Below are 24,493 nucleotides of genomic sequence, written 5' to 3' on the forward strand. Positions count from 1 at the left end.
TGCGTCCGAGCAGGCTACTCGGACAGGTCGAGCTTTCCCTCCATCCGGAGGATCCGGACGGCCTGCAGGGAAAGCACGCTCAGCGCGTCACGAATCTCCCCCGCCTCGACCATCCGGAACGCCTCGACGAGCGGAACGCGCCTTACCGCCAGCTCCTCCGTGGCTTCCGGTTCCGACTCACCCGGCGTGAGCCCCCAGGCCAGATAGGCGACCGCCCGCTCGTCCGAGACTGAGTTCGAAAGATCGGCCTCCAGTATCTTGCGCCAGTGGCGCGCTGTGAGCCCTGTCTCCTCGCGCAGCTCGCGGGCCGCCGAGTCGAGGGGATCGACGCCGTGCGCCCCGCCGCCCTCGGGGATTTCCCAACTGTAGGCATCCAACGGGAACCGGTACTGGCCGACCAGATAGGTGTGCCCCTCCGCATCGACCGGCACGACCCCGATGGCCAGGTTCTTGTAGTGCACCAGCCCATAGATGCCCGGCGTCTGTGCAGGCGTCAGAACCTCGTGATGGGTGAGCCGGATCCACGGGTTCTCGTACACGTCCTGCCGGGAGAGGATGGTCCAGGGGCCTTTCTTCGTTGCGGTCATTGCGGGGGGCTCGGCTCTCTGGTTGGCATCGTGTCCTCTGCTGCAGCAGGTCGGTCTGTTTGCGCCAGCGTTTTCGTCCTAGGTTACCGGCGGAATTCCTGATTGAGCCATGGCCGACAAATTTCTCCATGTCCATGATGGCGATCTCGGTTATGTCCCGCGCCCCGGAGTCCGCGGGAGCGTGCAGGCTGGCGGGCCGGTCACGATAGAAGCGAATGGATTCCGGTTTTCGGGCGACAAACCGGTTTCGGCTGATACGCCCATATTGGCGGTCGGCGATTCCTTCACATACGGCGAGGACGTCGGCGACCTCGACGCCTGGCCTTCGCAGCTTCAATGGATGATCGGCCGCACCATCCTGAACGGCGGCGTCAGCGGATACGGTTTGGACCAGATCGTCCTGCGCACCGAGCGGTTGGTGGCCCTGCATAAGCCGGCGCTGGTGATCGTCAGCATGATTGCAAACGACGTTCAACGTACCGAGTGGCGACGCCTGTGGTGGCACGACAAACCCTGGTTCGCCTTCGAGGAAGGGCGGCTCCTGCTGAGGGGTGTCCCGATACCGGAACGCACGATACTGCCCCTGTCGATCCGGCGTCGGATGGAGCGGCTGCTCTTCGGATTGCCTCCCGCCCTTCAACAACTCACCGGGTATTCGATCCGGGTCCATCCCGCCGGCACCGGCGCCACGATTTCCCGGGCGCTCATCGAGCGTCTTGCCAACCTTCAGCTCGCGAGCCGGGTGAAGCTCGTGCTTGTCGCGCAATATGATGCCCATGCCTGGTTGGGCCGTGGCCAGGCGCAGGAACAAAGGAACGTGCTGGGTCCCCTTCTGCAATGCGCGGCGATGCGTGGGATCGAGACACTGGACACGTTCCATCGACTCGCGGCGGAGCCAAGGCCGGGCGACTTCTACGCGACCCATCACATGAACGCGCGTGGCAATCAGATGATCGCCAGCCTGTTGGCCGCGAGAATGCGCACCTGGTCCGCTGAACTTCTTAGCGGTTAAGCTCCAACGCGTCGCTCCTGCTTCTCGATGAGTTCGTCGGCGTGCCGGTGGACCAGGCGCCAGCGTCCGCCTTCCAGGCGGAACGTCTGGGTCACGCGCAGGTCGAGGACCGGCAGGGGTTGGCCGTCCGGCGCCTTCCGCACCCATCGTTCCAGGCTGACCAGGCAGGCCACGTCCTGCCCCACGATTTCGGCTACGACCCGTTGTTTGTAGGCGCCCCCGTGGAAATGCGAGGCCGCCCAGGCGAGCCGCGGCCCGACCTCGGCCCAGCCGCGCTCGACGCCGCCGAAGCCGCCCATCACCGTCACGTCGCCGGCATGGGAAAACAGCGCCTGCAGCGGGCCGGCGTCGCCGTCCATGAAGGCCTCCTGGGCCGACTGCAGCTCGGTCATCGCGCTTTTCGAGCTCTCGTCCGGCATCTTGAGCCTCCGTCCTGCGGCAGCTGCGTCCATTATTCTCGGGTCGATTTTTCAGAAAAGCGACGATTTCTGCCTTAGTTCTGCATCATAATTCCCGCAAACTCGGGGACTGGGGCAATAACAGTGAGGCTGGCGATGAAGAGACGTGTTCTGACGCAGGCACTGTTGATGGGGCTGGTGGCGCGGGGCGCCCCTGCCTTTGCCGCCAATCCCCTGCCGGCGCTGCAGGAGACCCGCGGTCTGCTGGACAAGGTGAAGTCGGGCGCGCTGCCCCCGGTCGACAAGCGTCTTCCCAAGCAGCCGCGTGTGATCGAGAGCTTCTCGGGCGCCGACGGCATCGGCCGGCAGGGCGGCCAGCTCAACATGCTGGTCGCGGCCACGCGCGATACCCGCCTGATGACCGTCTACAGCTACACCCGGCTGATCGTCTACGACGACAAGTTCAAGCTGCACCCCGACATCCTCGAGAGCTACGAAGTCAAGGAAGGCCGCGAGTTCACCTTCAAGCTGCGGGCCGGACACAAATGGTCCGACGGCCACCCATTCACGACCGAGGACTTCCGCTTCTTCTGGGAGGACATTGCCAACAACAAGGACCTGTCGCCAAACGGTCCCTCCGTCGAACTGCTGGTCGAGGGCAAGCCACCCAGGGTCGAGATCCTCGACGAGGTCACGATCCGCTACAGCTGGGACAAACCCAACCCCGACTTCATCGAAAGCCAGGCGCGTGCCGCGCCGCTGTTCCTGTTCCGCCCGGCCCACTACCTGAAGACGCTGCACGGCAAGTACGCCGACGAGGAGGAAATCCTCAAACGCCACAAGGGAAGCCGCTGGGCCAACGTCTTCAAGCGCCAGGACGCGATGTACGGCAACAGCAACGTCGACCTGCCGACGCTCAACCCGTGGGTCCTCACCACGGTGCCGCCGGCCCAGCGCTTCGTCTTCGTGCGCAACCCCTACTTCCACCGAATCGACAGCAAGGGCCAGCAGCTGCCCTACATCAACGACGTGATCATGACGGTGGTGGCCGCCAACCTGATCCCCGCCAAGGCGGGCCTGGGCGAATCAGACCTGCAGCCGCGCTATCTCGGCCTGCGCGACTTCACCTTCCTGCGCGACGCTGCCAAGACCTCCGGCATCAAGGCGCTCCTGTGGGAGAAGGGGTCGGGCTCGGAGGTCGCCTTCTATCCGAACATGAATGCCAACGACGAGACCTGGCGCAAGCTCAACCGCGACGTCCGCTTCCGGCGCGCCCTCTCCCTGGCGATCGACCGGCACGAGTTGAGCGAAGTGGTCTACAGCGGCCTGGCCAAGCCTTCGGCCAACACGATCATGCCGCGCTCGCCCCTGTTCAAGCCGGAGTACGCCACCAAGTGGGCGACCTACGACGTCAAGGCGGCCAACAAACTGCTCGACGAGATCGGGCTCACCAAGAAGGGCAGCGACGGCATCCGCCTGCTGCCCAATGGCCAGCCCGCGATGTTCGTGATCGAACATTCCAGCGAGAAGGCCGACGAGGTCGACAACATGACCCTCGTGATCGACCAGTGGAAGAAGATCGGCATCAAGGCGCTGCTCAAGCCGCAGACCACGGACAACTTCCGTCTGCGCACCACCTCCGGCGAGGCGATCATGACCGCCTATGCCGGCGTGACAACGGCCGCGCCGACCGTCGACACCAGCCCGCGCGAGTTCACGCCGGTGATGCAGGGCGGACTGCAATGGCCGAAATGGGGCCTCTACGTCGAATCCAAGGGCAAGCAGGGCGAGCCCTGCGACATGGAGGTCGGCAAGAAGCTGCTCGAACTGTTGGCGCGCTGGGAGAAAGCGGTGGACGCCGCGGAGAAGCGCAAAGCCTGGGAGGACATCCTCTCGGTCAATGCCGACGAGGTGTTCTCGATCGGCACGGTGAACGAGGTGCGCCAGCCGGTCACGGTCGGCAAGAAGGTCCGCAACGTGCCGGACAAGGGTTACTGGGCCTGGGATCCGGGCGGATATATCGGCCTCTACGAGCCCGACACCTTCTGGATCGCCAGCTAGCGATCCAGAGGCCGGTCGGCGAGAACGATCGCGGGGCCCGTCACTGGGTCCCGGTCACTGGGGCTTGAGCGGGCCCTCGAAGAGGCAGTAGCCGTCGAGCATGATGGTCGACGCGCCGGGCTTGACCGAGCCCACCACGTCCATCTTGTTGCCGCCACCCACGATGGTGGTCGTCTTGAACTTCATGTCGGGACCCAGCTTCGCCTTGAAGCCGCGCTCGGGGCGGCCTTCCTGCTGGAACCATCCATCGACGTCGGTGCCGACGACCGTGACCTTGATCGTCATCTTGTAGGTCGGGCATTTGCCGCTGCCGGGCACGTTCAGCCCGTAGCCCGTCCACGTCCACACGGCCGGCTCGGCCGAAGCGGGAAACACAGGAAGAAGAGCGACCAGGGCGGCCACGGCGACTTTTTTCAGCATCGATTTTCCCTCACCGGAAGGTGGCAACGAACACGCAATCTCTATGTGAATTCTAGCCATATTCGATGCCGAAATCGCGCCGTTTTGAAGGCACCCGTTCGCCCTCATCGGACGCGCTTTTTACCGGCCTTGCCGGGCTTGCGCCCGCTGCCGCCCCTGACCGGGCCGGTCTTGGAGGCGAGCGCGGTCTGCAGCGCCTTCTCCGCCTCCCGGATCTTGGCTTCGCGCCTCGGGTCCTCCGCCGGGAGGTTGCGGGCGAAATTGAGCCGGGCCTCCGCCCGCTGCAGGAACATCGCCTTCTTGGCTTCGGAAATCGGCTGGCCCATGAACTCTCCTGCCGGACTCCGGCGTCATTTGCGGCCCGGCAACTTATCTCCTTTTCGGACCGCCGGGGGCACCTCCGTTTCGGAACTGCCCTCGTCGACGGGCCGGTCGACCGTGGGTTCCAGTCCATAACGGCCGCCGTTGACCTCGTCCTCGCGCTCGTAGCCCGGCCCCTCCTCGGCATCGGCGCCGTAGACGCCTTTCTCGCGCTGCTCCTCGCGACGGGCTTCCTTTGCCTGTTCGGTGCCGCTGTAACTGGCTGAAGCCTCGTTCGGGTCGGGCTTTCTGGGCGTACGGGCCATGTGATTCTCCGTCGGCATTATGGGTTCGGCCCTTGTGAACGCGCTCGCCCCACCGACGGATGCAGGGGGCGAACAAGGCCCGGCAGCCCTTGACTTGCCTCAAGTATCGCCCTGCTGTGTGCCTGTACGATGCGCGAATGGCGCGGCCCCGCTGCCCTTCGAAGGATGCCGTCGATGACCAACGTAACGAAGCTGCGCGCCAAGCCGCCCGTGCCCGAACTCGAACGTCCCGTCCACTCGGTACCGGCCGACGACCTCGTCGCTGCCGGCAAGCGCCTGCGCGACATGGTTCCGCGCGCGCGCCAGGGCGAATGGAAGCGCCCGATGGACCGACGCGATCCGCTGGAGATTCTCCAGGCCTCCGACGAGGGCCGCCAGACCGACCTGCTGCCGATCCGCTATGGCCGCATGCTGCAATCGCCGTTCACTTTCTATCGCGGGTCGGCCGCCGTGATGGCCGCCGACCTCGCGGGGATGCCCGCAACGGGCGTTCACGTACAGGCCTGCGGCGACTGCCACCTGCTGAACTTCGGCGGCTTCGCCACGCCCGAGCGCAGCATCAACTTCGACATCAACGACTTCGACGAGACCCTGCCAGCGCCCTGGGAATGGGACCTCAAGCGCCTGGTCGCCTCGTTCGTGCTGGCCGCACGGTCGAACGGCCTGTCGGAAGCGGCAGGGCGCGACGCGGCCCTTGCCACGGCTCGCAGCTACCGCGAGCGCCTGCGCGACGTCGCCGAAATGAGCCCGCTGGAGGCCTGGTACACGAAAATCGGACTGGAGGAGATGTTCAGCCTGACCGACGATCCGCAGATCCGCAAGCGCGTGCAGCGCCGGGTCGACGCGGCAAAGGACGAGCGATCCGCGGATATCGATTTTCCCAAGCTCGCGGAAATGGTCGGCGGTCAGGTCCAGATCAAGGACCAGCCTCCCCTGATCTTCCACCCCGAGTTCTCGCGCGCGGAAGGAATCCGGGAGGCGGTGGACAAGGCCTTCGCCAGCTACCGCGACACGCTGTCCGACGACCGCAAGGCGCTGCTCGACCGCTATCGTCTGGTCGACGTCGCCATGAAGGTGGTCGGCATCGGCAGCGTCGGCCGGTACTGCTCGATCGGCCTCCTGATGTCGTCCTCGAACCAGCCGCTGTTCCTGCAGTTCAAGGAGGCCGTGCCCTCGGTGCTCGAGCCCCATATCGGCAAGAGCGCCTACGGCCACGCCGGCCAGCGCGTCGTGCAGGGCCAGCGCCTGATGCAGTCGTCGTCGGACATCTTCCTGGGCTGGGCGACCGGCCTGCGCGGCAACGACCTCTACGTCCGCCAACTGCGGGATGCCAAGATCAAGCCGCTGGTCGAGACCTTCGACCGCAAGATGCTGGTGCTGTTCGGCAAGGCCTGCGGCTGGGCGCTGGCGCGGGCTCATGGAAGGGCCAGCCATCCGTGGCTGATCGCGGGCTATCTCGGCCGGAGCGAGGCGTTCGACGAGGCCATGGCGGCGTTCGCGGTGAGCTATGCGGATCAGACCGAACTCGACCACGCGTTGCTGAAATCGGCCGTCGCCGCCGGCCGGATCAAGGTCCATCTCGAAGAGGACCGATAGACGCGCGGGCGCCGGCGATGCCGTTCGACATCGACGAATATTCCCTGCTCGCGATCTTCGGGGCGAGCCTGGTGCTGATTCTCGGCGCCGGCGAAGCGGGCCACTGGCTCGGCGTGCGCGCGGCCCGCAGGGGAGCAGCCGCGGTGTCGACCCTGGAGGGCGCCATCCTCGGCCTGCTGGCGCTCATGATCGGCTTCACCTTCTCGATGGCGCTGTCGCGCTACGAAGCGCGGCGCGACGGGGCCGTGACCGAGGCAGCGGCGATCGGCACGACGGCGCTGCGCGCGCGCCTGCTGCCCGCGCCACACGACCGGGACTCCGTGAAGCTGCTGCGCGAGTACGTCCAGATCCGCCTCGATCTCACCCGCGAGTCGGTCAGCCGGGAGACGTTCGACCGGGCGATCGCGCGCTCCAACGTGCTGCAGGAGGCGCTCTGGCGACAGGCGCAGGCGGTGGCGGCGAAGGACAACGCGATGGTGCCGACGGGCCTCTTCATCCAGTCGCTGAACGAGATGATCGACGACCAGGAGAAGCGTCTGGCGGCGATGTCCAACCGCCTGCCCCTCATCGTCATCGCCGCGCTTTACGCCATTTCGATCATTGGGGTCGGCTTCGCCGGCTACGGCAGCGGCGTCGAATCGAAACGCACGCGGGTGCCCGTTCTGATCACCGGCATCCTGGTGGCGGGAATGGTGCTACTGATCCAGGACATCGATCGGCCGGGCGCCGGTTTCATCCGCACGAGCCAGCAGCCGCTGGCCAACGCGGCTGCCGCGATCGACGCCTTTCCCGGCGCCGTGCCATGACCGAGCCCATGTCCCTGACGCGCGGCCGGTTGCGCACGCCACGGGCCGCCGCCGTCGCCGGCGTCCTGTTCTCCGGACTGCTCACCCTCGCCTTCCTGCTGTTGCTGCCGGTGGTCCCGCGCGATCCGGCGGAGCACGGTACTTGGCTCACCACCGGGCTCGACCGGGTCGTGCTGGCGATCAACCTGATCCCGTTCGCCGGTGTCGCCTTCCTTTGGTTCATCGGCGTGGTGCGCGACCGCCTGGCCGGGGCGGAGGATCGCCTGTTCGCGACCGTCTTCCTGGGAAGCGGGCTTCTCTTCCTCGCCATGATGTTCGTGGCCACCGCGGTGTTCGGGGCCATCGTCCTCGTCCACGCCGCCCATCCGGAGGCGCTGCGCGACTCGCCCACGTTCGCCGTGGCGCGGGCCTTCGCCTACACGCTGGTCAACGTCTACGCGATCCGGATGGCGGGCGTCTTCATGCTGATCACCTCGACCATCGCACTGCGCACCGCCTTCATCGCGCGCTGGATGGCCGCCCCCGGCTTCGCGATGGGACTGTTCCTGCTGTTCGCCAGCCAATGGGTCGACTGGAGTTTCATCGTCTTCCCGGTGTGGGCCCTGTTGATCAGCGTGTATCTGCTGGTCACCAGCCTCCGTCAGGAAGCCGGCGGACGGCGGAAGACAACCAGCGTCCCGTAGCCCGCGACCGCGCAGCAGACCGCCAGGACGGCATAGACAAGGGCGAAGAGATCGTTCCTCACGAACCCCAGCCAGAATGCAAGGCCTGAGAAGACGACGGCGAGGACCACGGCGCTCCACCACACGGCGCGCACGCCGAGCCGCAGCTTCTGCACGCGCTCCCGCGACTTCGGCTTCGCGGCTTCCGGCTGGGGAGGCAGGCGGGGTTCGTCCATGGGCCTCAACGGGCGACGCCGGCCAAGGCTGCATCCCACGCCACGGCGTCCGTGCGCCCCCTTCCCGGCCGCCGGTCGGAACGGCTACGTTCAGAGCAGGTCACGCCACGCCCCGAAAACACGTAGCACCCCGCCCATGGTCCAAGCGCGCCTTACGATCGTGACCGCATCCCTCGCCGCCGTTCTCGCCAGTGCCGCTCCCTCCCTGGCACAACGGCCGGAGCCGGTGCGGATCGGTGGATTTGGTATCGATGCGACCGAAGTGACGATCGGCCAGTTCAGGGCCTTCGCCGGCACCACGTCCCTGCAGACGGCGGCCGAGCGCGAGGGCGGTGGTTTCGAATACACCGGCGGCTGGACACGGCGGCAAGGCTGGACCTACGAGCGTCCGCAAGGCCAGCCCGGCCAGGACTCAGAGCCCGCCGTACACGTGACCTGGGCGGAGGCCGATGCCTATTGCCGGCATGCCGGCGGCCGGTTGCCGACCGTCGCCGAGTGGCGAAGCGCCGCCTACACCGAGCAGCGCGACCGGCCGACCGACGGCTATGTCCGGGGACAGACCTACCCGTATCCGGTAGGCGACGATCCCGGCGGCATGAACAACAACCGCCGGGCGCATGTCGCGGTCGCGACCACCCGGCGCGGCGTCAACGGGCTCTACGACATGGGCGCGAACGTCTGGGAGTGGGTCGCGGACCGACGCGGAGACGAGGCTCTCACCGCCGGCGGTTCCTGGTGGTACGGCCCGGCCCAGGCCCGCGCCGACGGCGCCCAGTGGAAGGCCGCCGGCTTCTACGCCCTCTATATAGGGTTTCGCTGCGCCTACGACGCTAGGGGTTGATGCCGCCCACCTGCGACATTGGTTTCGACTGTTTCGTTTATTTTGATTATTTCGTTTACGGGCGCCTCGCGACGCCGGTGCCCGCCTCTCGTCGTGCCGTCCAGACACCAGCAGGGCGAGAACGGCCTGGTCGATGCGATCGAGATCCGGTTCGTAGTCGTGTCCGGGCCGGCGGCTTCAGCCCGGCGACCGATTTGTAGGAAGGATAGCAAAATCGACGTTAATCGTCACCGGCAAGGTCCCAGCTGTGGACCATGAATGGCTGAACACCGGAAGGGATTGGACCGCAGCACGGTCCAAATCGGAGGACGCCATGCGAATGGCCGTGACCGATGCCAATGGGCAGCCGACGGAGCGGGCAAGGCCCTGACTGGCGATTGCCTTTGGCGTAAGCGGGTTTCACTGTGCCCGCCGGTGGCCGGACACACCACGCCTTGGGGCACGATCGGCGGCAGAAAAGGATAGACGATGGTCATTCACCTGCATGTTGGAGCGAATCGCGCCGGCTCCTCCGCCATCCAGCATTTCTGCCGCGTCAACACGGACCTGCTGTCCACTGCCGGCTTTGTATATCCTCAGCTCCCGGCGCTTTCACAAAAGAGATTCGCAGCGGCTGCCTGCAATGGTGCAGATCTATCGTATTACTATGCGAATGAGCTGCCTCAGGATGCAGATCCTCTATCCAGCGCCCGCAGGCTGACAAAGTCCATCGAGAGTATCGAGGCCGACCACATCATCATTTCAAGCGAATTTCTATTCGACTTGAGACGCGAGCGGCTTGCTCTTCTTCGAGATGCCTTAAAGGCTTCCGGCCATCGACTTCGAGTCTATGCCTATATTCGCGAGCCGTACGAATGGCTGGTTTCGACGTATGCCCAACGCGTCAAATCGCGCGCCCTTACAGTCGACATCAATGAATACCTGTCCTCTCTGTTGCCCGAAGTGCGCTTCGGAAGCGCGATTGACGATCTTCATTCCGCATTCGGAGATGAGATCAAGTTCCTGTTGTATCGAAGGGACCGGCTGGTCGGTGGCGATGTCCGCCTGGATTTCTTCAAACAGCTTGGCCTCGAGCTCCCCATTTCCGAGATGCCCCCCGAAGCCAATCGCTCGGCGAACGCCACCGAGATCGAAACGATGCGCCATCTCAATGGCCTGATCGCGATGGGAGCATGGTCGCGTCGAAGCAGCCGTGAGTTTCTGCGACTGGCCGAAAGGAGCGAACTGAAAGGGCCGCACATCCGGGATTTCGTGTCCGCATCGGTGGAGAAAGCAATTCGCGACAGGTTTGATCCGGAGGTGGCGGAACTCAAGGCCAGGCACTTTCCGCAGGAAGCGGGCCCGCTTTTCGAGCCGCCGAAGCCCAGCGCGAAGCAATCGCTGGTGGACTTCGCACCGTCCAAAGTCGCAAGCGCGATCACGAGCTGCCTAACGCGGGAGCTGGGAGGAAAGTAGCTGTGGATCCAACACGGAAATACGACCTGATTCGTGACGCCGTTGAAGACAACCTCAGGCTCACCACGGGTGCCGAGGAGGATCGCTCGCGTGCGAAGTCGAATCGATCATTCAACCGCGCGGGTAATGGAGCCGGTCCAGAACGCGCCTCGTTTCGGTCAGTTCGGATATCTCGTTCCAAAGCGACGGCGTGAAAATGGACCGTGCTTCCCCGGGATCCCCTTTCCTCGTCTTGAGTGCATCGAGATTTCCGTCCCAGTTCTTTACGCCGAACCTGATTTGAGAACCTTCCTCGCCCGACTTCATCGATTGCTTGATTTCGCTTTCCTGCATGCGATCGAAGCTCGAAAGCTCCAACGCCTGTGAAGCGAATTTTGACGTGTCTTCCCGGGGGAACACGAACCTGGTGAACCGGCCAAACTCGCGAGCCGGATGAGTGACGAGGTCCTCGTAGCGCAACAGCAGCTTGTCGCCTTTCTTGGCGTCGTAGAGGTCGAGTATCAGGTTGACGAACGCCGACTGCCGCTCGATGCCGAACATTGGTGATTTCACGAAGTCCGTCAGTCCGCCGACCTGCAGGCGATCGCGAAGCCTCTTGTGGAAGTAGTAGGATACGCAGACCGATCGGGGATCCCGAACGAGCACGACGAGGCGCTTCTTCGACAACAACCTCGGATGAATCAGCCGGGGTGCCTCTGCGGTATCCTGAAAAATCTCCAGATATTCGTGGTCGAACACGATGCCACGACCATCGAGGCTGCCGGGGCCAAACTCCGAATCTGCCGGCTTGCCGGCGCTCCTCAGATAATTCGCGAGATAGGTTCGAAGCCACGTCCGTCCCGATTTCGGATGAGAGAGGACCGCGATCTCACAATTCTTGATCGCTCCCCGCTTTTTCTCCCGACGACGATCTGCATAGTGGCGGCCGCGTTTGAACACTTCGGTGGCGCTGCGGGTCGTCCTCGGCAACGCGTAACCCATCCTCCACGCAACGAATGGCAGGCTGATCTGGTCGCGACGGCTGTGCCTCAGAATTTCCTTCCACCAGAGTTCCATCAGACGGATGATTTCGGGATCCCGGTGTCGACGGAACATTATGGTGCATGTCACGAGGTCGTCGATACCAGCCGGCAGGCCTTCGTCTCTGTAGGCGTCGGACTGCCGTCGAAGCGTCGCGGGATCGTCCTTCTCCAATCTGATGCACACCTCGGCTTCGTCGTAGACATTCGTCCGTTCGGGGTGCGTGAAGAACGCTGCGGACCGCGATGCCAGCTCCTGCCGCGCCATGGCGGCCAGGTCCGTGTGCACGGTGACGTTGGCGTCGACCCAGACGCTGATGGGATACTCCAGCAGGAAGCGGTGCGGCAAAATCTTGGGCAGGCGCGACCGCCGGGCGGCATCCAGATCGTCCCCCGGCAGGTACCGTACTTCCCAGCGATCGGATCGCAGGTAAGGATTGTCCGTGAAGCAGATGAAGTCGCAGTGGGGCCACTGCGGCAGATCCGGGAGTCGATCGTAGGCGTTGGTGATGCAGGTATAGACGGCGACGCGCTCGGGGACTGTCCCCGGTTCTTTTCGGTCTTCCAGCGCCATCGTCACCTCTTGCGTCCGCCCGCAGTCCCACCGGTAACGCTGCGTGTGGGACGGTTACAACCGTCACCATGAACACTACCACGCCACACGGCCGACCGCCCATCGCGGCCCCTCGCCTCCGTTGAAATGCGCAAAGAAGACGGGACGACGCGCGCTGCCGGATCACGGCTTTTTCTTGCAGGACGTGAGCACCGTCTCCGCCGAGCGGGGTAGTCTGCCAACAAGCAGGAAAAGCGCCGCCCTGTTGGGGGGGGCTCGCCGGCAGCAGGCGGGACGGACGCGTGCGAAGACTTAAGGGCGGCCTTGCGCCGGTGATTCCACGTTCCCTGAACGGCGGCGGAACATTGCGGACGGGAGACTGGCGGAGAGGGTGGGATTGCCAGTAAACCACAGCTAACCCGCTGATTTTACTCAATTCTTGGCTGCCGTATCCTCTACCCAATGTACCACGGCAGCGGACCTTGGCGAGCCCCCTTTATCGACGGGCCGGAAGCGGCATTCCGAACTCGCTCGACCATCCGGCCTCTGCGGCACTGGCGGCGGCGGCACGGGCAGCGCTCTCGCCTTCCCGATGAGCGGCCTCTTCGGCAAGCCGGGCCGGTAGAGCCTTCAAGCGCTCCGCCTCAGCCGCTCGCCATTCCCGCGTCGGATACTCCCAAAGGATTTGCAGTTGCCCTAGCCAGCAACCGCCAGAGCCCTTGGCGCCGCCGTCACGGGGACGTTCGGTCTTCCACGCGAACCACGGATCGCCCGGCAATCGGTTCTCCATTCGGGCGCTTGATGGCCCGGCCCACCACACGGCGTAGTCGCCAACACTCAGCCATCCCCACTCGATCTCAATATCCATCGCTCTCTCATCCTGTTGTTGTTGAGGCTGAGACGGAGCCACCACGGCACCGCCCCAACGGCGGGACTGTGAGTCAGGCTGGCATGAGATAGCAAGAACTATTAGCTTAATTGGCGCTAAGCAATACAACCAAGACAAGCAGTAGGGGCTGACTAATGGACGACGGACTCAAGGCACTCAGCACAGTAGCGATAGTGTGCGTGGGCATTCTGGTGGGCAAATGGACCAAAGACAGGCCGACTTGGGTGCGCGTTGCTTTGGGAGTTGTAGCAGCGATGTTCGCGGGCGGAGCAATAGGTCTTGCCCGGCCCGGCCTCCAACAATTGATGTTCAATTACAGCGACGATTATGCGTGGTCGCGAGCGCGTAGTGCCATCTTCTCGAAGTTCCCCGTACTGGCTGACGTATTCGCATTAGACCCGTCAATGGAAGCAGACTTCAAAACAGCCCTCCTCCCGCTCATGCGGCAAGCCGACAAAACGAACACGACAGAGGCGGTTACCGCAGCAACCGCGTCAATCTACAAAAAGAGAGTGTTTCCGATTGCCGCAAGAGGCACCGACGACGCCATCAATGCGTGGGGAGCCAACACTGTCCCATTGCTGAAGGCCATCGCTGCGATATCGCCGGATGCTTGCGGCGACTACGCCATGACGGGCGTGAACCGATATTCGCCCAACCCCAAGGTGGATACGATACTAACCGATGTAAACCGGACCCTCGTTGTCGCTTATAAGACAAGTAATCCCCGCACCAATTTGCCGACCGCCGCCGAAATGGAACCGATATATGCTGAGCTGCGGAAGCGGGCGCAGCCGCCGTTTAGCAATGCCGATCTAGTGGCGCTCGACCAGCTCGAAAAGCAACCGAAGTCTAAGCAGTGCGAATTGACCACGAGAATATTTGCAGCGGTGGACAGGTTGCCCTCTACCATGCGCGCGGCATTCTATCGGAGCATTATGGTGGAGTAGCATGAATAGCCCCACTCCATTCCCCGAGAACTTCAATTCACTGCACGGCCACGAAGAGACAAACCGCGAGAAGTCGGTCGAGGCGGTGAGCAATGATGAGGTGCTTTCACTGCATTTCGATACCCTTGAGCGGTCGATGAACCTGCTCGAATACTTCGCTCGGGGCTGGGAAACGGAAGACCCTGACGATATCGCACTACAGCTTCTGGGCGTCCGCCTATTCAATGGTGCTGGAGCGGCAATCAAGCTCCTTCTCGCGGGATACCATCAAGCCGCCGCGTCACAAGTTCGAGAGGTACTTGAAACCTCATTTCTTGTCGACCTTCTCGCAAGTGACAAACCGTTGATCGCGGCTTGGCGTGGGGCGTCTGACCAAGAGCTAAAGAAGCGTTTCAGCCCGCTCAAGGTCCGGCTCGCTTTGGACAAGCGATACGGCCACACAACCATGCAGCGCGCCGCGCACTACAGCCTCCTCAGTTCTCTCGCCTCCCACCCGACGCCAAAAGGCTTCCGGCTGCTTCGCCCCGGACCAAACCAGCCTGCGTTCATCGGACCATTCTTCAATGGCGAGTCCTTGAAAGCTATCGGCAGTGAGCTAGCGAAGGTGGTAGTCCCTGCGGCCAGCAGCTTCAGGCGGCACTTTCAAGAGCGCGCAAGAGGGTTGGCCGATTATGAAGTGGTGCTTCATCATCTGGAGGGCGTGGGCCGCTGGATGGAGAAGTTCCTTCACCGCCCTTATGATCCGGCACCAGTGCGCGAGCTTGCCTTGCTCATCGCGGAACTAAAGAAGCAAGCCCCTGCTGAGACAGTAAATCGTGATTGACTACGCTGGGAGGCCGAATGTTCTCGCAGTTGCTAGGCTGGATAGGCGGGGTCCCGCCGAGCGTTGGTAGTTTTATCGGCACAGTTACGGGTTCAACCCTGGGTCTCGTTGCTCTACTTCTTGGCGCGCTTTTCAATGCCCATCTAAATCGAAAGCGAGATGATCGCCTGAGGGCCGATGAAGCTCAGGCCGCGCGCCGCGCAATCGCTGCGGAGCTGTCAGGAATAGTCGATACGTTGGCCCGCAATGCAGACGATCTTGCCACTCCCAAAGGATCGTTCACGGTGCCGGATATCGCGCATCAAGTGCGAGTGTTCCCTGCGCTACTTCCAAAAGTAGGGCTCCTTGGCGTGGATGAAGCCCGTGCGGCAATCGACGCTTACGCGATGGTGGACCAATACTGCGAGGCACTATTGCTGAAGGGCGGCAAGCTTCACGACGGCCGCCCGGACCGGCGTCTGGTATTGATGCCCAAGGAAACGGCGGCCTCTGTAGCGCGCCACAATCGAGCGGTGGTTGAGGCTATCGCGCCCACCATCGCCTTGATGAAGGCCCCGTCCACAACAGGCGTTGCCGAAGAAAAGCACTGATCCACACTCGCATCGATCACGAAGCCGGACGCTGCGGATGGACCTACTTCGCTTCAACGCGGTTTAATATGTTCCGTACATTGGACGGCCCCCACGATCCCCCGCGAGGCGTCGGCACGTTCGCCCGGTTGAGCCCCTCGGCAATCTCCCGGAGCGTCCCCGCGCCGTCCTTCCGTAGCTGCCCGATGAAGTCCGCGAGGTCGCTCGCACGTGCGTCTGCCTGTTCCTTCAAGCTGGCAACGGCGGCTTCCTGGCCCGCTCCCGGAACAAGATGATGCTTTGCCTTCCGGTCCCACTGTCCAGCCCGCGCTACCCTCGCGGCCAATGCCGCCTTGGTTCGCTCGCCAATGAACTCGCCTTCCAGTTCGGCCACTGAAGCCATCTGGCGAAGCATGAAGCGCCCGGTAGCTCCCTTGATCTCAGGAAGATCGCAGAAGCGCACGCGGGCACCGCTGGTAAGGATGCTCTCAAGGAACGCCTGCGAGCGCGCCAGCCTGTCCACCTTAGCGACCACGAGAGTTGCCCGATGGGCACGGCAAGCAGCCAACGCCTTCGCCAGTTGAGGCCGGTCCTTGCGCCGACCACTCTCCGTCTCAGTGTATGACGCGAGGGGCGGCAGGCCCCCGCCTTCGGCCTCAAGAAAACGCTGGACCGTCTCTTGTTGAGCTTCGATCCCGAGCCCGCTCCGCCCTTGGGCACGGGTGGAAACCCGGTAGTAGGCAATGAACCGCCGTGAGGCTTCCGGCGAGGGAGCGGAGGGCCGTGAGTGCTTGCGTGCCTTGGGTTTCGAGGTGGTTCGCATGGCTGTTCACTTTCTTCGTTTCGTTCGTTGCGATGATTATGAACAAACAATTGAAAGGCGGCAAGCGGGAGGAAGAGACGGGATGTTAGGTCCCGCCTCCCCTCACGTCGCTGCTAGTAGGTGTTGGGCGGTGGCGCTTCTGGCGGCACCTCTCGAACCTCCAAGTTCTCCTCCCTGAGGTCCCGGCGGCTGCCGTTGATGTGGTGGACCACGCCTCGGGCGGTAGCGGCATCGCCCAGGATGAGCCGGGCCAGCATGACCTTGCCGTACTGTGGGTGGTAGCCGCGCCCGTACTGGATGCCGCTGCCGTTATCGTTCATGTGGACCCACGGGGAGAGCCCATCTGCCATCCAAGCATCCCATCGGGCCGCATTGAAGATCAGGGGGACGATGCTGTTGCGCGGGTACACTTCAACGATGGGGCGGCGGGATTCTTCGTGAACGCTTCGCTCAATGCGAGGAAGGATGCGGCGGGTGCGGCGGCGGGGATTGGAAGAGGTATCGCGCCGTTTGAAGTGACGGCGGACGGGATGAGAAGTCATAGGTACTTTGGCCAAAGTATCTTGGGATGAGAGCGGCGGCGCTAGCGGCAGGAAGTGAGCGGCTTAGTTCGCGGCTGTATGTAAGCGGGCGGCCGGGTGCCTATTAGCGCAAGCCCCTAGAGGGGGGGTCGCTGGCGCGGCGCGCTGGCGCTTACCAGCGTAAGAATATCCTAGGCTGAAAACCCGGTCAAAGGGCGGCGTGCAGGATGCGGGCCGGAAGATGAATACACCTGAGGAGCCCGTAAGGGCGACGAAGGGAGCGGCCTGCTAGTTTACTGTTGCCATCGGCTTACGGACGAAGCCCAAGCGCTCGGCCATCTCCGGGTAGCTCACGACAGCTTCCGCGAACACTGCCACGATGAGCGCGTTGCGGGTCTCCTCGGTGCTGCCCAAGTTAACTACACCGACTTCATAGCCGCCCTCATCAATCACATAGGCATAGTAGGTCTTGGCGGCAATGAGCTTCTTCCCGGCGATCATCGGCGCAAGTGCCGAGGTGATGCCGAGGTCTAACTGGGCCGTCTCTTGGGCAAGGGCGATGGGCTCACCCATGTTACCCAAACCTCCGCCCAAATAGCCCGGAGCCGTCCGAGGTGCGGGTGGTGTTCTTGATGTAGCTGTCCCCGATGTTGAGCGCCGCGCCAATGAAGCGGCCCACCACCTTCGACGTGGGATCGTCGGGGAGCTGGTTCCGGATCGAAGTCTTGCGGTTGTCGGCGTCCATCTTGATCCCGCGCTTGTCCATCTCAACCTGCGTGAGTTCGTTGCCCGCCTGCTGATTGACGACCATGAGGTCCTTGCCGGTGGCCGCTGCGAACCCATTGAGGAGCGCGGTGACGGAGTTGCCTTCGACGCCTCCCGTAGCGGCGGCGGCTTCAGCGGTGCCCGTAGCTTCCCCGAGCTTGGCCTTCAGGTTGCCCGCCTCGGCCGAGCGCTTGTCCTGAATCTGCTGGGCCTGGAGATTGGAGAGCTGATACTTGAAGACCGTGCTCTTGTTGATCGCCTCGGCCTCGGCGTTGATCGCTCGGACCTTCTTGCCGTACTCGGCGTAGTCGCTCTCGCCACCCAGCATGGCGCCGCCTAGGGAGGCTACCGTGGTGGCCGCGAAGAGCATCGTGGGATCACACATGCGCGTGAAGCCTATCGAAGCGGGCCGTGATGCTGGACGGGTGGCGGTGGTGGTTACTCATGCAAGGGTTCCTTTCCCTTGAGTGATTGGAAGATGCAGGGTGGTGCTGCTGACAATGAACAAACCCGGCGAGGCCCTTGAGGTGATCCCGAGAGGCGCGGGGGCACATCGAACCTTAGGGGCTGGCCGTGGCACAGGGATGTTGCTGGGCTATGTGAAGGGCTCAGGGGAAGGCTCGGGAAGGGCGCCCCCGGTAATGGTTTGTAGGAACACCCAAGCCATTGTTATCCTTCAGGTATTGGCTGCTTTTTGGCTATGGGCGCATAGCGGATCGGAGGGGAGCGCTGGGTAGAGGGTAGATAAATCCGTTAAGTCCTTGATGTTGCTGTTAGAAAGGCCGCGAGCCAGCTCTCGATGTTGCTTGGGTATGCACAGGGAGGCTCGGGAGGAGGCCCACCGGATATATAGCCGTGAACTCCCTAAGGCATTGTTCTTGTTATCTAATCCATGAAATCCCAGCCTCCGGGGATACCCAAGGGAAAGCGCCCGGGACTCCTCCCCAACTCGCTTCCCCTTGATGGTCGATGTTGCTGGGCATTTAGAGGGAGGCTCGGGAGGCCCCCCGATATATAGCCGTGAACTCCCCAAGCCATTGATCTTGTTGTCTAATCCATGAAATTTCGACCCCAGCCATCGCCCCGAAGAAAGCGCCCGAACGCTTCCCGAGCGATCCCGCAGGACTACCTAGACGAACCCCGAGCACGCCTCCCGCAGGCCCGTAATTGGCTGTCAGAGGGCCACCCCCGGCACGGCCGCCACCACCCTACCGGCGCACCCCAAAAACGACTCAGCGAGTCCCTGAGGCGGGGAAACGAGCATCCCTATTTCACCGCGCAAGACGTGCTGACGAATGCCGCCACCTTTCCGCTCGTCCACATTTGGGCAGCCCCGGCCTTGACCTGCTGGGCCGCTTGCTCGCACGTCTGGACGCTCTTGAAGCCGGGCACGCTGAAGCCGCCTCCGCCGTTGTTCGGAGTGCCATACGCCACCAGCACGATCAGAACGTATTCCATTGGGTCACCCCCTTAGTAGCGCTCGCGGGTGGCTACGGCCGCGTCTGTGGCTTCCGGGCCGCCGTGTGGATGGTGGGCACCCTCGCCAGCCATTCCGCCTTGGTCGCGAGCGAGTGGCCCCGGCCGTAGCGCCCGCCCATACTCTTGCTGGCGTGGCCCGTGAGCGCGTCGCGGATATCCTCTGGGGCTCCCGCGTCTCGCAATTGGTCTTCGATCCGGTGGCGCCACGAATGGGCAGTTAGTCGAGAGTCGGTTATGCCGACGATGTTGCGGGCCCACTTCCTATAGATACGGCTGCCACCGTCGCCCTTGTTGCCGTACTTGCCCGCCGTCACCTCCGGGAAGAGATACTTGCCCGCGCCAACCGTCGCCACGAAATCGAGGAAGCCTGCTTCGATGATGGCGGGATGAAGCGGCACCTCGCGGCGGGACGACGGGTTCTTGATCGTCTGGCCTTCTTCCTCGCCCGTTAACCGAAGGAAGAAGATGCCTTTCCGGCGGTTGGCCTCGGCGACGGTGCCCCCTGCACGACCTGCCTTTCGAGCTTCCTCGGGAGTGGCAAACCGAACATCCTCGCGGCGAAGTTGGGCAATCTCACCGATACGCGCGCCAGTGTAGGCCAGCATGAGGGGAAGCCAGCGCAAGGTCCCTTGCTGTTCACGGGCGGAGGCGAGCAAGCGCACGGCTTCACCGTCGCCATAGGGCAGCCGGCTTGGACCCTTGGCCGCATCGGCCTTGATCTTGAACTTCACGCCTGCAAGCGGATCAACGCGGAGCGCGCCCGCCTCCGCCGCTGCGGCAAAGCAAGCCTTTACCCCAGCTCGATAGCCTTCGTTGATCGTCTTAGCCGTGAGCTTCCGAGGTCCTGCCTTCCCTTCCTTCAACGCGATCAACCACCGCTGCAAATCGCCGGGCTGCACGCGGGTAGCATCATCGTGCCCAATGAAGGCCGCGAACGATGCAAGCGCTTGTGTGTAACGGTCGCTGGTTTTCGGGTGGGGCTTTTCCTTCGCCTGCCGCCAAGGTTCAATGAGCCCGGTGATTGATGGGCGCGGCTCGCCGCTCGCCCCGCCAACGGGGAACCTCTCGGCAAAGCTCCCATCGCTCCAACCGTCGCCCCGGTGGCGGCGCTGGAGCACTGCATAGGCACCGTCGAGGGCTTCCCTCACGAGGTAGCAAAGAGCTTCCCACTGAGGCCCCTCAGCCGAAAGCCCGTGCGCGGTGAGGGCCGCTTGCGCGGCGCGGGTCACCTCACCTTGGGCGGAGGCTGGCACTTCCCTCCGCTTGGGCGCGAGGAGCATGAAGCGGTGACCGGCCCACGGGTCCGCACGGGTGCCCCAGGGGGCAGGCTCGCCATGAGGTCCGGTGGGGGGAATGGCCTCGTTCCGCGAGGTCGCCTCGGGATAGGGCGCGGGATTGGCGGAGTGCTTGGCGAGGATCGCCCGGCCCGCCTCCCCTGCTAGGGCTTGCAAGGTTTCCTCGGGAAGCTCCGAGGGGGCTGCCAATGGGGACGGCCCGGCCTCGCCTCGGGCGGCAACCTCGGCGGCGGCCCGATGCTTGGCGGCTAGGCTCGCCTCCAGTGCCTTCCATTGGGCGATGAAGGGCAGTGCCCGGCCTTCAGCTTCCCGCTTGTCGGCCGTGCCGGTGGAGCGCTTGAACTCGCGCTTGTCGTAGTAGGGTCGGAGGTGCGCCGGGGGAACCCTGCGGTATTCCCATATGCCCGTGCGCCTGTTCTTGCGAAGTCCGACCAATCGAAACACCGCCACCGCTGTACCTCGCTAATGTACCACGGCGAGCCGAGAAACACCGATAATATCGATGTTTTCTGAGATATCAGCGGGTTGGTGAAGCTCTGGCGGTGGAAGCGGACCCGAGTTCGAACTGTCGCCGCCTACCCAATTGGGCTGTCGCCGCGTCGAACTTCGGCGACATGGCCAGAGCGGGCCTTTGGAGCTCATGCGGGCATGGGTGCCGGTCGGCTTCCGCAGGGTGATAACTGCTGCTATCACCGCTACCGCAAGAATCGACAGGCCGTTTCGAAGCCGGCTCGGAGCAAGGGTGGAGACAGAGATGTCTGGTTTGATGGACACGTTCCCGGCGCCCGAGGCTCAGCAGGTGACGCTGGCGAACTGGCGAACGTCTCCATACAGCCGCTGGGCCTTCCATCATGTCAGCGAACTCATTCCAACGGCTGAGATCGCTCACGATCCCACCAGCGTGCGCGCGTTGGCCAGCGCCCCACTGAGCCTCGCTCCGGTCCAGGTTACGGATGCGTCCGGGCGCACGATGACGCATGCCGAATTTCTGCTGGCATCGGATTCCGATGGTCTCGTCATCCTGCATCGTGGCCGGATCGTTGCGGAGCACTACGCCAATGGCATGACGGGCCACTCGCCGCACATTCTGATGTCCGTTTCGAAATCGATGCTCGGCCTGCTGGCTGGCGTGCGGGAGGTCCAGAAGGAGTTGCGCCCGGAGCGACCGGTGACCGACCTGGTTCCGGAAGTGGGTAACGGCTCCTACGCAGGCATTTCCATCCGCCATCTCCTGGATATGCGCGCGGGCATCGTCTACGACGAGAACTACGCGGAGACGGGCGGTCCGATCGTTGAATACCGCAAGGCGATGGGCTGGAATCCAGTGGAGCCGGGCGATCGGCCGGCCGATGTGCGCTCGTTCCTCGCCTCGCTCAACGAGCCCTCTGGACCGCACGGCGGGCCGACCAATTACGTGTCGCCTGGAACCGACCTGCTCGGCTGGGCGATAGAGCGCGCGATGGGTCGGCGCTACGTGGATGTGTTCTCGGAACTCTTGTGGCAACCGCTCGGGGCCGAGCGCAGTGCCGGCATCACCGTCGACCGACTGGGTGCACCGCGCGCGGCGGGCGGCATGTGCATGGCAACGCGAGACCTCGCGCGCGTCGGGCAGCTGTTGGTGGAGGGCGGCGCACGAAGCACGCGGCAGATCGTGCCGGAGTCCTGGATCGCAGATCTCGAGCAGGGCGGCGACCGCGATGCGTGGGACAAGGGCACCCTCGCTCCCTATTTTCCGGGTGCACCGATGACGTATCGCGCAAAGTGGTATGCGGACCACGGCCCCCGTGGGCCGCTCCTGTTCTGTCTCGGCATTCACGGGCAGAATCTATTTGTCGATCGGCGGCGCGAACTGGTGATCGCCAAGTTCTCATCACAGTCCACCGGGCTCGACGCCGCGAAGATGGCGCTTACCACGCGGTGGGTCCAGGCAGTGCGGGATTTCGTGACGGGGTAACTCGCCGAGGCGCCGGCGCCGCCCAATCGCTGCGACGTCCCGGGCGCAGGCCGACCAAAACGGGGCGGGGGGCCATCGACCGACTTGTGGCTGAGGACAAGAGTCCAACCCGTGCCCCTGAAACGGGCCCTCCATAGCCGACCTCGATAGAGGCTCCTCGCGAATGCCCAAGGGGCGCACAGAGCCCTTGGCGGCCCGATCAAAAGCCGTAAGCGTTCGTTATGTTCCAAGGGCTTATGGCGGAGCGGGTCGTCGCCTTCTACAACAAGCGCAGGATGTGCGAGCAATGGATCAAGGAAGGCAAGAACGCGATCAAGTGGACACGGCTGTCATGCTGCTCGTTCGCCGCCAATGCGGTGCGTCTTCAGTTGCACGCCCTGGCCTACAATCTCGCCAATTTCATGCGGACGCTGGCGCTGCCCGAGGCGGTCGCACAGTGGTCGCTGACCAGCCTGCGGGAGAAGCTGGTGAAGATCGGGGCCAAGGTCGTGCGCCACGCCCGCTACGCCGTCTTCCAGATGGCCGAGGTCGCGGTGCCGAAGGAACTGTTCGAGCAAATCCTGCGGCTGATCGACGGGCTGCGACGACGACCGGCCCCGGCGTAAGACCGAACGGGCCGGATGCGTTGTCGCCATGGGAGGAGTGCGCCTGAATGACGAGGGAAAGGGGCAAGTCGATGGATAAAAGCTCGTTCTAGGTGGTGGACGCGGCCGGGGGCGCCGGGAAAGCCGCACAGGCCGCTCATGGCTTCTCCCGAACCGGGCAGAATGCTAGCTTTCTCCCCATTCTTGGGGTTCATCTGGAGAATGTCGCCCCCCCGAAAGCCTGCTTTCACTAGATACGATGATCGTCATAGTCGCCTTCACGATTGTAACGCTGTTCTACTGTCTGGCGTCCCGCTGGATCTCGTTGAGTATCCTGACCGGCCCACTCGTTTTCACGGCGGCTGGTGTAGCCGCAGCGATGCTGCTTCCCAACATCGGGGCGTCTCAAAGCACTACCAATTCCCTCCACTTTTCGGAGATTGGCCTGGTGCTCTTGCTCTTCACTGATGCCGCCGGAATGAATCCTGCCGGACTGCGTTCCGCAGCTTCGTTGCCAGCTCGTCTTCTCCTCATCGGCCTTCCGCTCAGCCTCTTCATCGGGACCATATTGGGGTGGTGGATCCTGCCTGGGCTAACGCTGCTGGAAGCGGCAATCCTGGCCGCGATTCTGGTGCCGACAGATGCAGGGCTGGGCGAAGCGATCCTCACGAACGAGCGGATTCCGCAGTCGATTCGCGAAGGACTGAACGTCGAGGCGGGGCTCAATGATGGGCTCGCCGTGCCGTTCCTGCTCTTTTTCATCGCTGCTGCGGCAGCTCCGACCAGTGGCGCAGGCAACAGCCTGCATGTCTACGTCGTAGAGCAGCTGGGCTACGGCATTTGCCTCGGCATGGGCATCGGCCTCGCAGGTGGCTACGCCCTTGGGCTCGCAGCACGACGCGGGTGGATGTCGGACTCGTTTGGCCAGGTGGGCATCATGGCACTTCCCGCGCTGTGCCTCCTCCTTTCCGAGATGATCTCGGCCAGCATGTTCATCGCTGCATTCGTTGCGGGCCTTTGTGTCCAGAGAGGCTTTCCGGAAGCAGCACGACACAGCCTGGCGTTCAGCAGGCTTTGGGGCCAGGTTCTCAGCCTGGCTGTGTTCTTCCTGTTCGGGTTGGCCGCAGTACACTTCAGGAATGATTTCACCTTCGCGGCGCTTGCATACTCGATTGCAAGCCTGACGGTGGTAAGGATCCTGCCCGTGGTGATCGCGCTGATTGGCACCGGGACCACGGCACGCGCCAAGTTGTTCATCGGCTGGTTTGGTCCGCGTGGGCTCGCGTCTATCGTGTTGGGCCTCGTCTTTCTCGAGCGCGAGGTTCCTCTCCCCGGCGAGATCACCATTCGAACCACCGTCATCTTGACCGTGCTTCTCAGCATCGCCCTGCATGGGCTCAGTGCCAGGCCGGGAGCCGCGCTCCTGGCCAGAGACGAAGATATCGCTGCGCGGTAACATGCCGCCGTCGGGTTGAGGAGCCTTCTGGAAGTGAGACCTGAGTTGCCTAGCCCTCGGGAGGCACGCCCGAAGATTCGATCGGCCCGCCTTGGGCTATCGCGGCGAACTCT

The 24,493-nt window shown here is 63.5% G+C and carries 26 protein-coding genes and 1 pseudogene; 13 read left to right on the forward strand and 14 right to left on the reverse strand.

Translation table 11 applies throughout. The features are described from left to right. Nucleotides 1–14: 14 nt before the first annotated feature. A complete protein-coding gene (locus Q0Q48_RS26275; protein ID WP_295144932.1) occupies nucleotides 15–587 on the reverse strand; it encodes an NUDIX hydrolase in 573 nt (190 codons plus the stop codon). A gap of 109 nt (nucleotides 588–696) precedes the next feature. Between Q0Q48_RS26275 and Q0Q48_RS26280 the strand changes: the two genes are divergently transcribed. Continuing rightward, complete coding sequence (locus Q0Q48_RS26280) at nucleotides 697–1,599, forward strand: GDSL-type esterase/lipase family protein (RefSeq protein ID WP_295144935.1); 903 nt, start codon at nucleotides 697–699, stop codon at nucleotides 1,597–1,599. Here Q0Q48_RS26280 and Q0Q48_RS26285 read toward each other — a convergent pair. Further along, a complete protein-coding gene (locus Q0Q48_RS26285; protein ID WP_295144938.1) occupies nucleotides 1,596–2,018 on the reverse strand; it encodes a DUF4440 domain-containing protein in 423 nt (140 codons plus the stop codon). The two genes, Q0Q48_RS26280 and Q0Q48_RS26285, sit on opposite strands and share 4 nt — an antisense overlap. A 135-nt stretch (nucleotides 2,019–2,153) precedes the next feature. Here Q0Q48_RS26285 and Q0Q48_RS26290 point away from each other — a divergent pair, with 135 nt between their 5' ends. After that, nucleotides 2,154–4,058, forward strand: a complete 1,905-nt coding sequence (locus Q0Q48_RS26290; RefSeq protein WP_295144941.1) for an ABC transporter substrate-binding protein — start codon at nucleotides 2,154–2,156, stop codon at nucleotides 4,056–4,058. A gap of 54 nt (nucleotides 4,059–4,112) precedes the next feature. On the opposite strand, the gene Q0Q48_RS26295 is transcribed toward Q0Q48_RS26290, so the two are convergent. The 3 genes from Q0Q48_RS26295 to Q0Q48_RS26305 form a co-directional block, all read right to left on the reverse strand. Then, nucleotides 4,113–4,478 carry a hypothetical protein gene (locus Q0Q48_RS26295; RefSeq protein ID WP_295144944.1) on the reverse strand — a complete coding sequence of 122 codons (366 nt, stop codon included), beginning with the start codon at nucleotides 4,476–4,478 and terminating at the stop codon, nucleotides 4,113–4,115. A gap of 104 nt (nucleotides 4,479–4,582) precedes the next feature. After that, a complete protein-coding gene (locus Q0Q48_RS26300; RefSeq protein WP_295144947.1) occupies nucleotides 4,583–4,804 on the reverse strand; it encodes a hypothetical protein in 222 nt (73 codons plus the stop codon). Between the two features lie 24 nt (nucleotides 4,805–4,828). Beyond that, nucleotides 4,829–5,104: a hypothetical protein gene (locus Q0Q48_RS26305; protein WP_295144949.1), complete on the reverse strand. Its 276-nt coding sequence runs from the start codon at nucleotides 5,102–5,104 to the stop codon at nucleotides 4,829–4,831. 174 nt (nucleotides 5,105–5,278) lie between these two features. Here Q0Q48_RS26305 and Q0Q48_RS26310 point away from each other — a divergent pair, with 174 nt between their 5' ends. The 3 genes from Q0Q48_RS26310 to Q0Q48_RS26320 are packed head-to-tail and all read left to right on the forward strand — an operon-like array spanning nucleotide 5,279 to nucleotide 8,189. Next, entirely contained in the window at nucleotides 5,279–6,700 is a 1,422-nt protein-coding gene (locus Q0Q48_RS26310) for a DUF2252 domain-containing protein (protein ID WP_295144952.1), read from the forward strand. A gap of 17 nt (nucleotides 6,701–6,717) precedes the next feature. Next, nucleotides 6,718–7,506, forward strand: a complete 789-nt coding sequence (locus Q0Q48_RS26315) for a hypothetical protein (RefSeq protein ID WP_295144955.1) — start codon at nucleotides 6,718–6,720, stop codon at nucleotides 7,504–7,506. Next, on the forward strand, nucleotides 7,503–8,189 hold the full coding sequence (locus Q0Q48_RS26320; RefSeq protein ID WP_295144957.1) for a hypothetical protein: 687 nt from the start codon (nucleotides 7,503–7,505) through the stop codon (nucleotides 8,187–8,189). The genes Q0Q48_RS26315 and Q0Q48_RS26320 overlap by 4 nt, the downstream gene beginning before the upstream one ends. Here Q0Q48_RS26320 and Q0Q48_RS26325 read toward each other — a convergent pair. Next, a complete protein-coding gene (locus Q0Q48_RS26325) occupies nucleotides 8,147–8,404 on the reverse strand; it encodes a hypothetical protein (protein ID WP_295144960.1) in 258 nt (85 codons plus the stop codon). The genes Q0Q48_RS26320 and Q0Q48_RS26325 overlap by 43 nt on opposite strands. Before the next feature lie 136 nt (nucleotides 8,405–8,540). Here Q0Q48_RS26325 and Q0Q48_RS26330 point away from each other — a divergent pair, with 136 nt between their 5' ends. Both Q0Q48_RS26330 and Q0Q48_RS26335 read left to right on the forward strand, forming a co-directional pair. Continuing rightward, nucleotides 8,541–9,245, forward strand: a complete 705-nt coding sequence (locus Q0Q48_RS26330; RefSeq protein WP_295144963.1) for a formylglycine-generating enzyme family protein — start codon at nucleotides 8,541–8,543, stop codon at nucleotides 9,243–9,245. A 468-nt stretch (nucleotides 9,246–9,713) separates the two neighbouring features. Further along, the gene (locus Q0Q48_RS26335) at nucleotides 9,714–10,700 is read left to right on the forward strand and encodes a hypothetical protein (RefSeq protein WP_295144966.1); all 987 of its coding nucleotides are present in this window, start codon (nucleotides 9,714–9,716) and stop codon (nucleotides 10,698–10,700) included. A 111-nt stretch (nucleotides 10,701–10,811) separates the two neighbouring features. Here the strand turns inward: Q0Q48_RS26335 and Q0Q48_RS26340 are convergent, their stop codons facing one another. Further along, nucleotides 10,812–12,293, reverse strand: coding sequence for a glycosyltransferase domain-containing protein (locus Q0Q48_RS26340; RefSeq protein WP_295144968.1), 1,482 nt, complete (start codon nucleotides 12,291–12,293; stop codon nucleotides 10,812–10,814). 475 nt (nucleotides 12,294–12,768) lie between these two features. Next, nucleotides 12,769–13,140, reverse strand: a complete 372-nt coding sequence (locus Q0Q48_RS26345; protein WP_295144971.1) for a hypothetical protein — start codon at nucleotides 13,138–13,140, stop codon at nucleotides 12,769–12,771. 155 nt (nucleotides 13,141–13,295) lie between these two features. Here Q0Q48_RS26345 and Q0Q48_RS26350 point away from each other — a divergent pair, with 155 nt between their 5' ends. The 3 genes from Q0Q48_RS26350 to Q0Q48_RS26360 are packed head-to-tail and all read left to right on the forward strand — an operon-like array spanning nucleotide 13,296 to nucleotide 15,524. Continuing rightward, on the forward strand, nucleotides 13,296–14,111 hold the full coding sequence (locus Q0Q48_RS26350) for a hypothetical protein (RefSeq protein ID WP_295144974.1): 816 nt from the start codon (nucleotides 13,296–13,298) through the stop codon (nucleotides 14,109–14,111). 1 nt (nucleotide 14,112) lies between these two features. Then, nucleotides 14,113–14,934 (forward strand): hypothetical protein, encoded by an 822-nt coding sequence (locus Q0Q48_RS26355; protein ID WP_295144976.1) that lies wholly within the window; start codon nucleotides 14,113–14,115, stop codon nucleotides 14,932–14,934. A gap of 17 nt (nucleotides 14,935–14,951) precedes the next feature. Further along, nucleotides 14,952–15,524, forward strand: a complete 573-nt coding sequence (locus tag Q0Q48_RS26360) for a hypothetical protein (protein WP_295144979.1) — start codon at nucleotides 14,952–14,954, stop codon at nucleotides 15,522–15,524. 43 nt (nucleotides 15,525–15,567) lie between these two features. Here Q0Q48_RS26360 and Q0Q48_RS26365 read toward each other — a convergent pair whose 3' ends face one another. The 6 genes from Q0Q48_RS26365 to Q0Q48_RS26390 form a co-directional block, all read right to left on the reverse strand. Beyond that, nucleotides 15,568–16,326 (reverse strand): recombinase family protein, encoded by a 759-nt coding sequence (locus tag Q0Q48_RS26365; protein ID WP_295144982.1) that lies wholly within the window; start codon nucleotides 16,324–16,326, stop codon nucleotides 15,568–15,570. 113 nt (nucleotides 16,327–16,439) lie between these two features. Further along, nucleotides 16,440–16,868 carry a hypothetical protein gene (locus Q0Q48_RS26370; RefSeq protein WP_295144984.1) on the reverse strand — a complete coding sequence of 143 codons (429 nt, stop codon included), beginning with the start codon at nucleotides 16,866–16,868 and terminating at the stop codon, nucleotides 16,440–16,442. Between the two features lie 267 nt (nucleotides 16,869–17,135). Beyond that, complete coding sequence (locus Q0Q48_RS26375) at nucleotides 17,136–17,420, reverse strand: hypothetical protein (RefSeq protein WP_295144986.1); 285 nt, start codon at nucleotides 17,418–17,420, stop codon at nucleotides 17,136–17,138. 1 nt (nucleotide 17,421) lies between these two features. Next, nucleotides 17,422–17,982: a hypothetical protein gene (locus Q0Q48_RS26380; RefSeq protein ID WP_295144989.1), complete on the reverse strand. Its 561-nt coding sequence runs from the start codon at nucleotides 17,980–17,982 to the stop codon at nucleotides 17,422–17,424. An 896-nt stretch (nucleotides 17,983–18,878) separates the two neighbouring features. After that, nucleotides 18,879–19,070, reverse strand: coding sequence for a hypothetical protein (locus tag Q0Q48_RS26385; protein WP_295144991.1), 192 nt, complete (start codon nucleotides 19,068–19,070; stop codon nucleotides 18,879–18,881). Nucleotides 19,071–19,102: 32 nt separating this feature from the next. Continuing rightward, nucleotides 19,103–20,836, reverse strand: coding sequence for a DUF6538 domain-containing protein (locus tag Q0Q48_RS26390; protein WP_295144994.1), 1,734 nt, complete (start codon nucleotides 20,834–20,836; stop codon nucleotides 19,103–19,105). A 304-nt stretch (nucleotides 20,837–21,140) separates the two neighbouring features. Between Q0Q48_RS26390 and Q0Q48_RS26395 the strand changes: the two genes are divergently transcribed. From Q0Q48_RS26395 to Q0Q48_RS26405, 3 genes and pseudogenes are all read left to right on the forward strand, one after another. Next, complete coding sequence (locus Q0Q48_RS26395; protein WP_295144997.1) at nucleotides 21,141–22,340, forward strand: serine hydrolase; 1,200 nt, start codon at nucleotides 21,141–21,143, stop codon at nucleotides 22,338–22,340. A gap of 242 nt (nucleotides 22,341–22,582) precedes the next feature. Further along, nucleotides 22,583–22,945 (forward strand): annotated as a pseudogene (locus Q0Q48_RS26400) (transposase); the annotation flags it as partial. A gap of 238 nt (nucleotides 22,946–23,183) precedes the next feature. Beyond that, nucleotides 23,184–24,380: a cation:proton antiporter gene (locus Q0Q48_RS26405; RefSeq protein WP_295144999.1), complete on the forward strand. Its 1,197-nt coding sequence runs from the start codon at nucleotides 23,184–23,186 to the stop codon at nucleotides 24,378–24,380. Nucleotides 24,381–24,493 lie beyond the last annotated feature (113 nt).

Source organism: uncultured Reyranella sp. (genome assembly GCF_945957355.1).
Taxonomy (GTDB): Bacteria; Pseudomonadota; Alphaproteobacteria; order Reyranellales; family Reyranellaceae; genus Reyranella.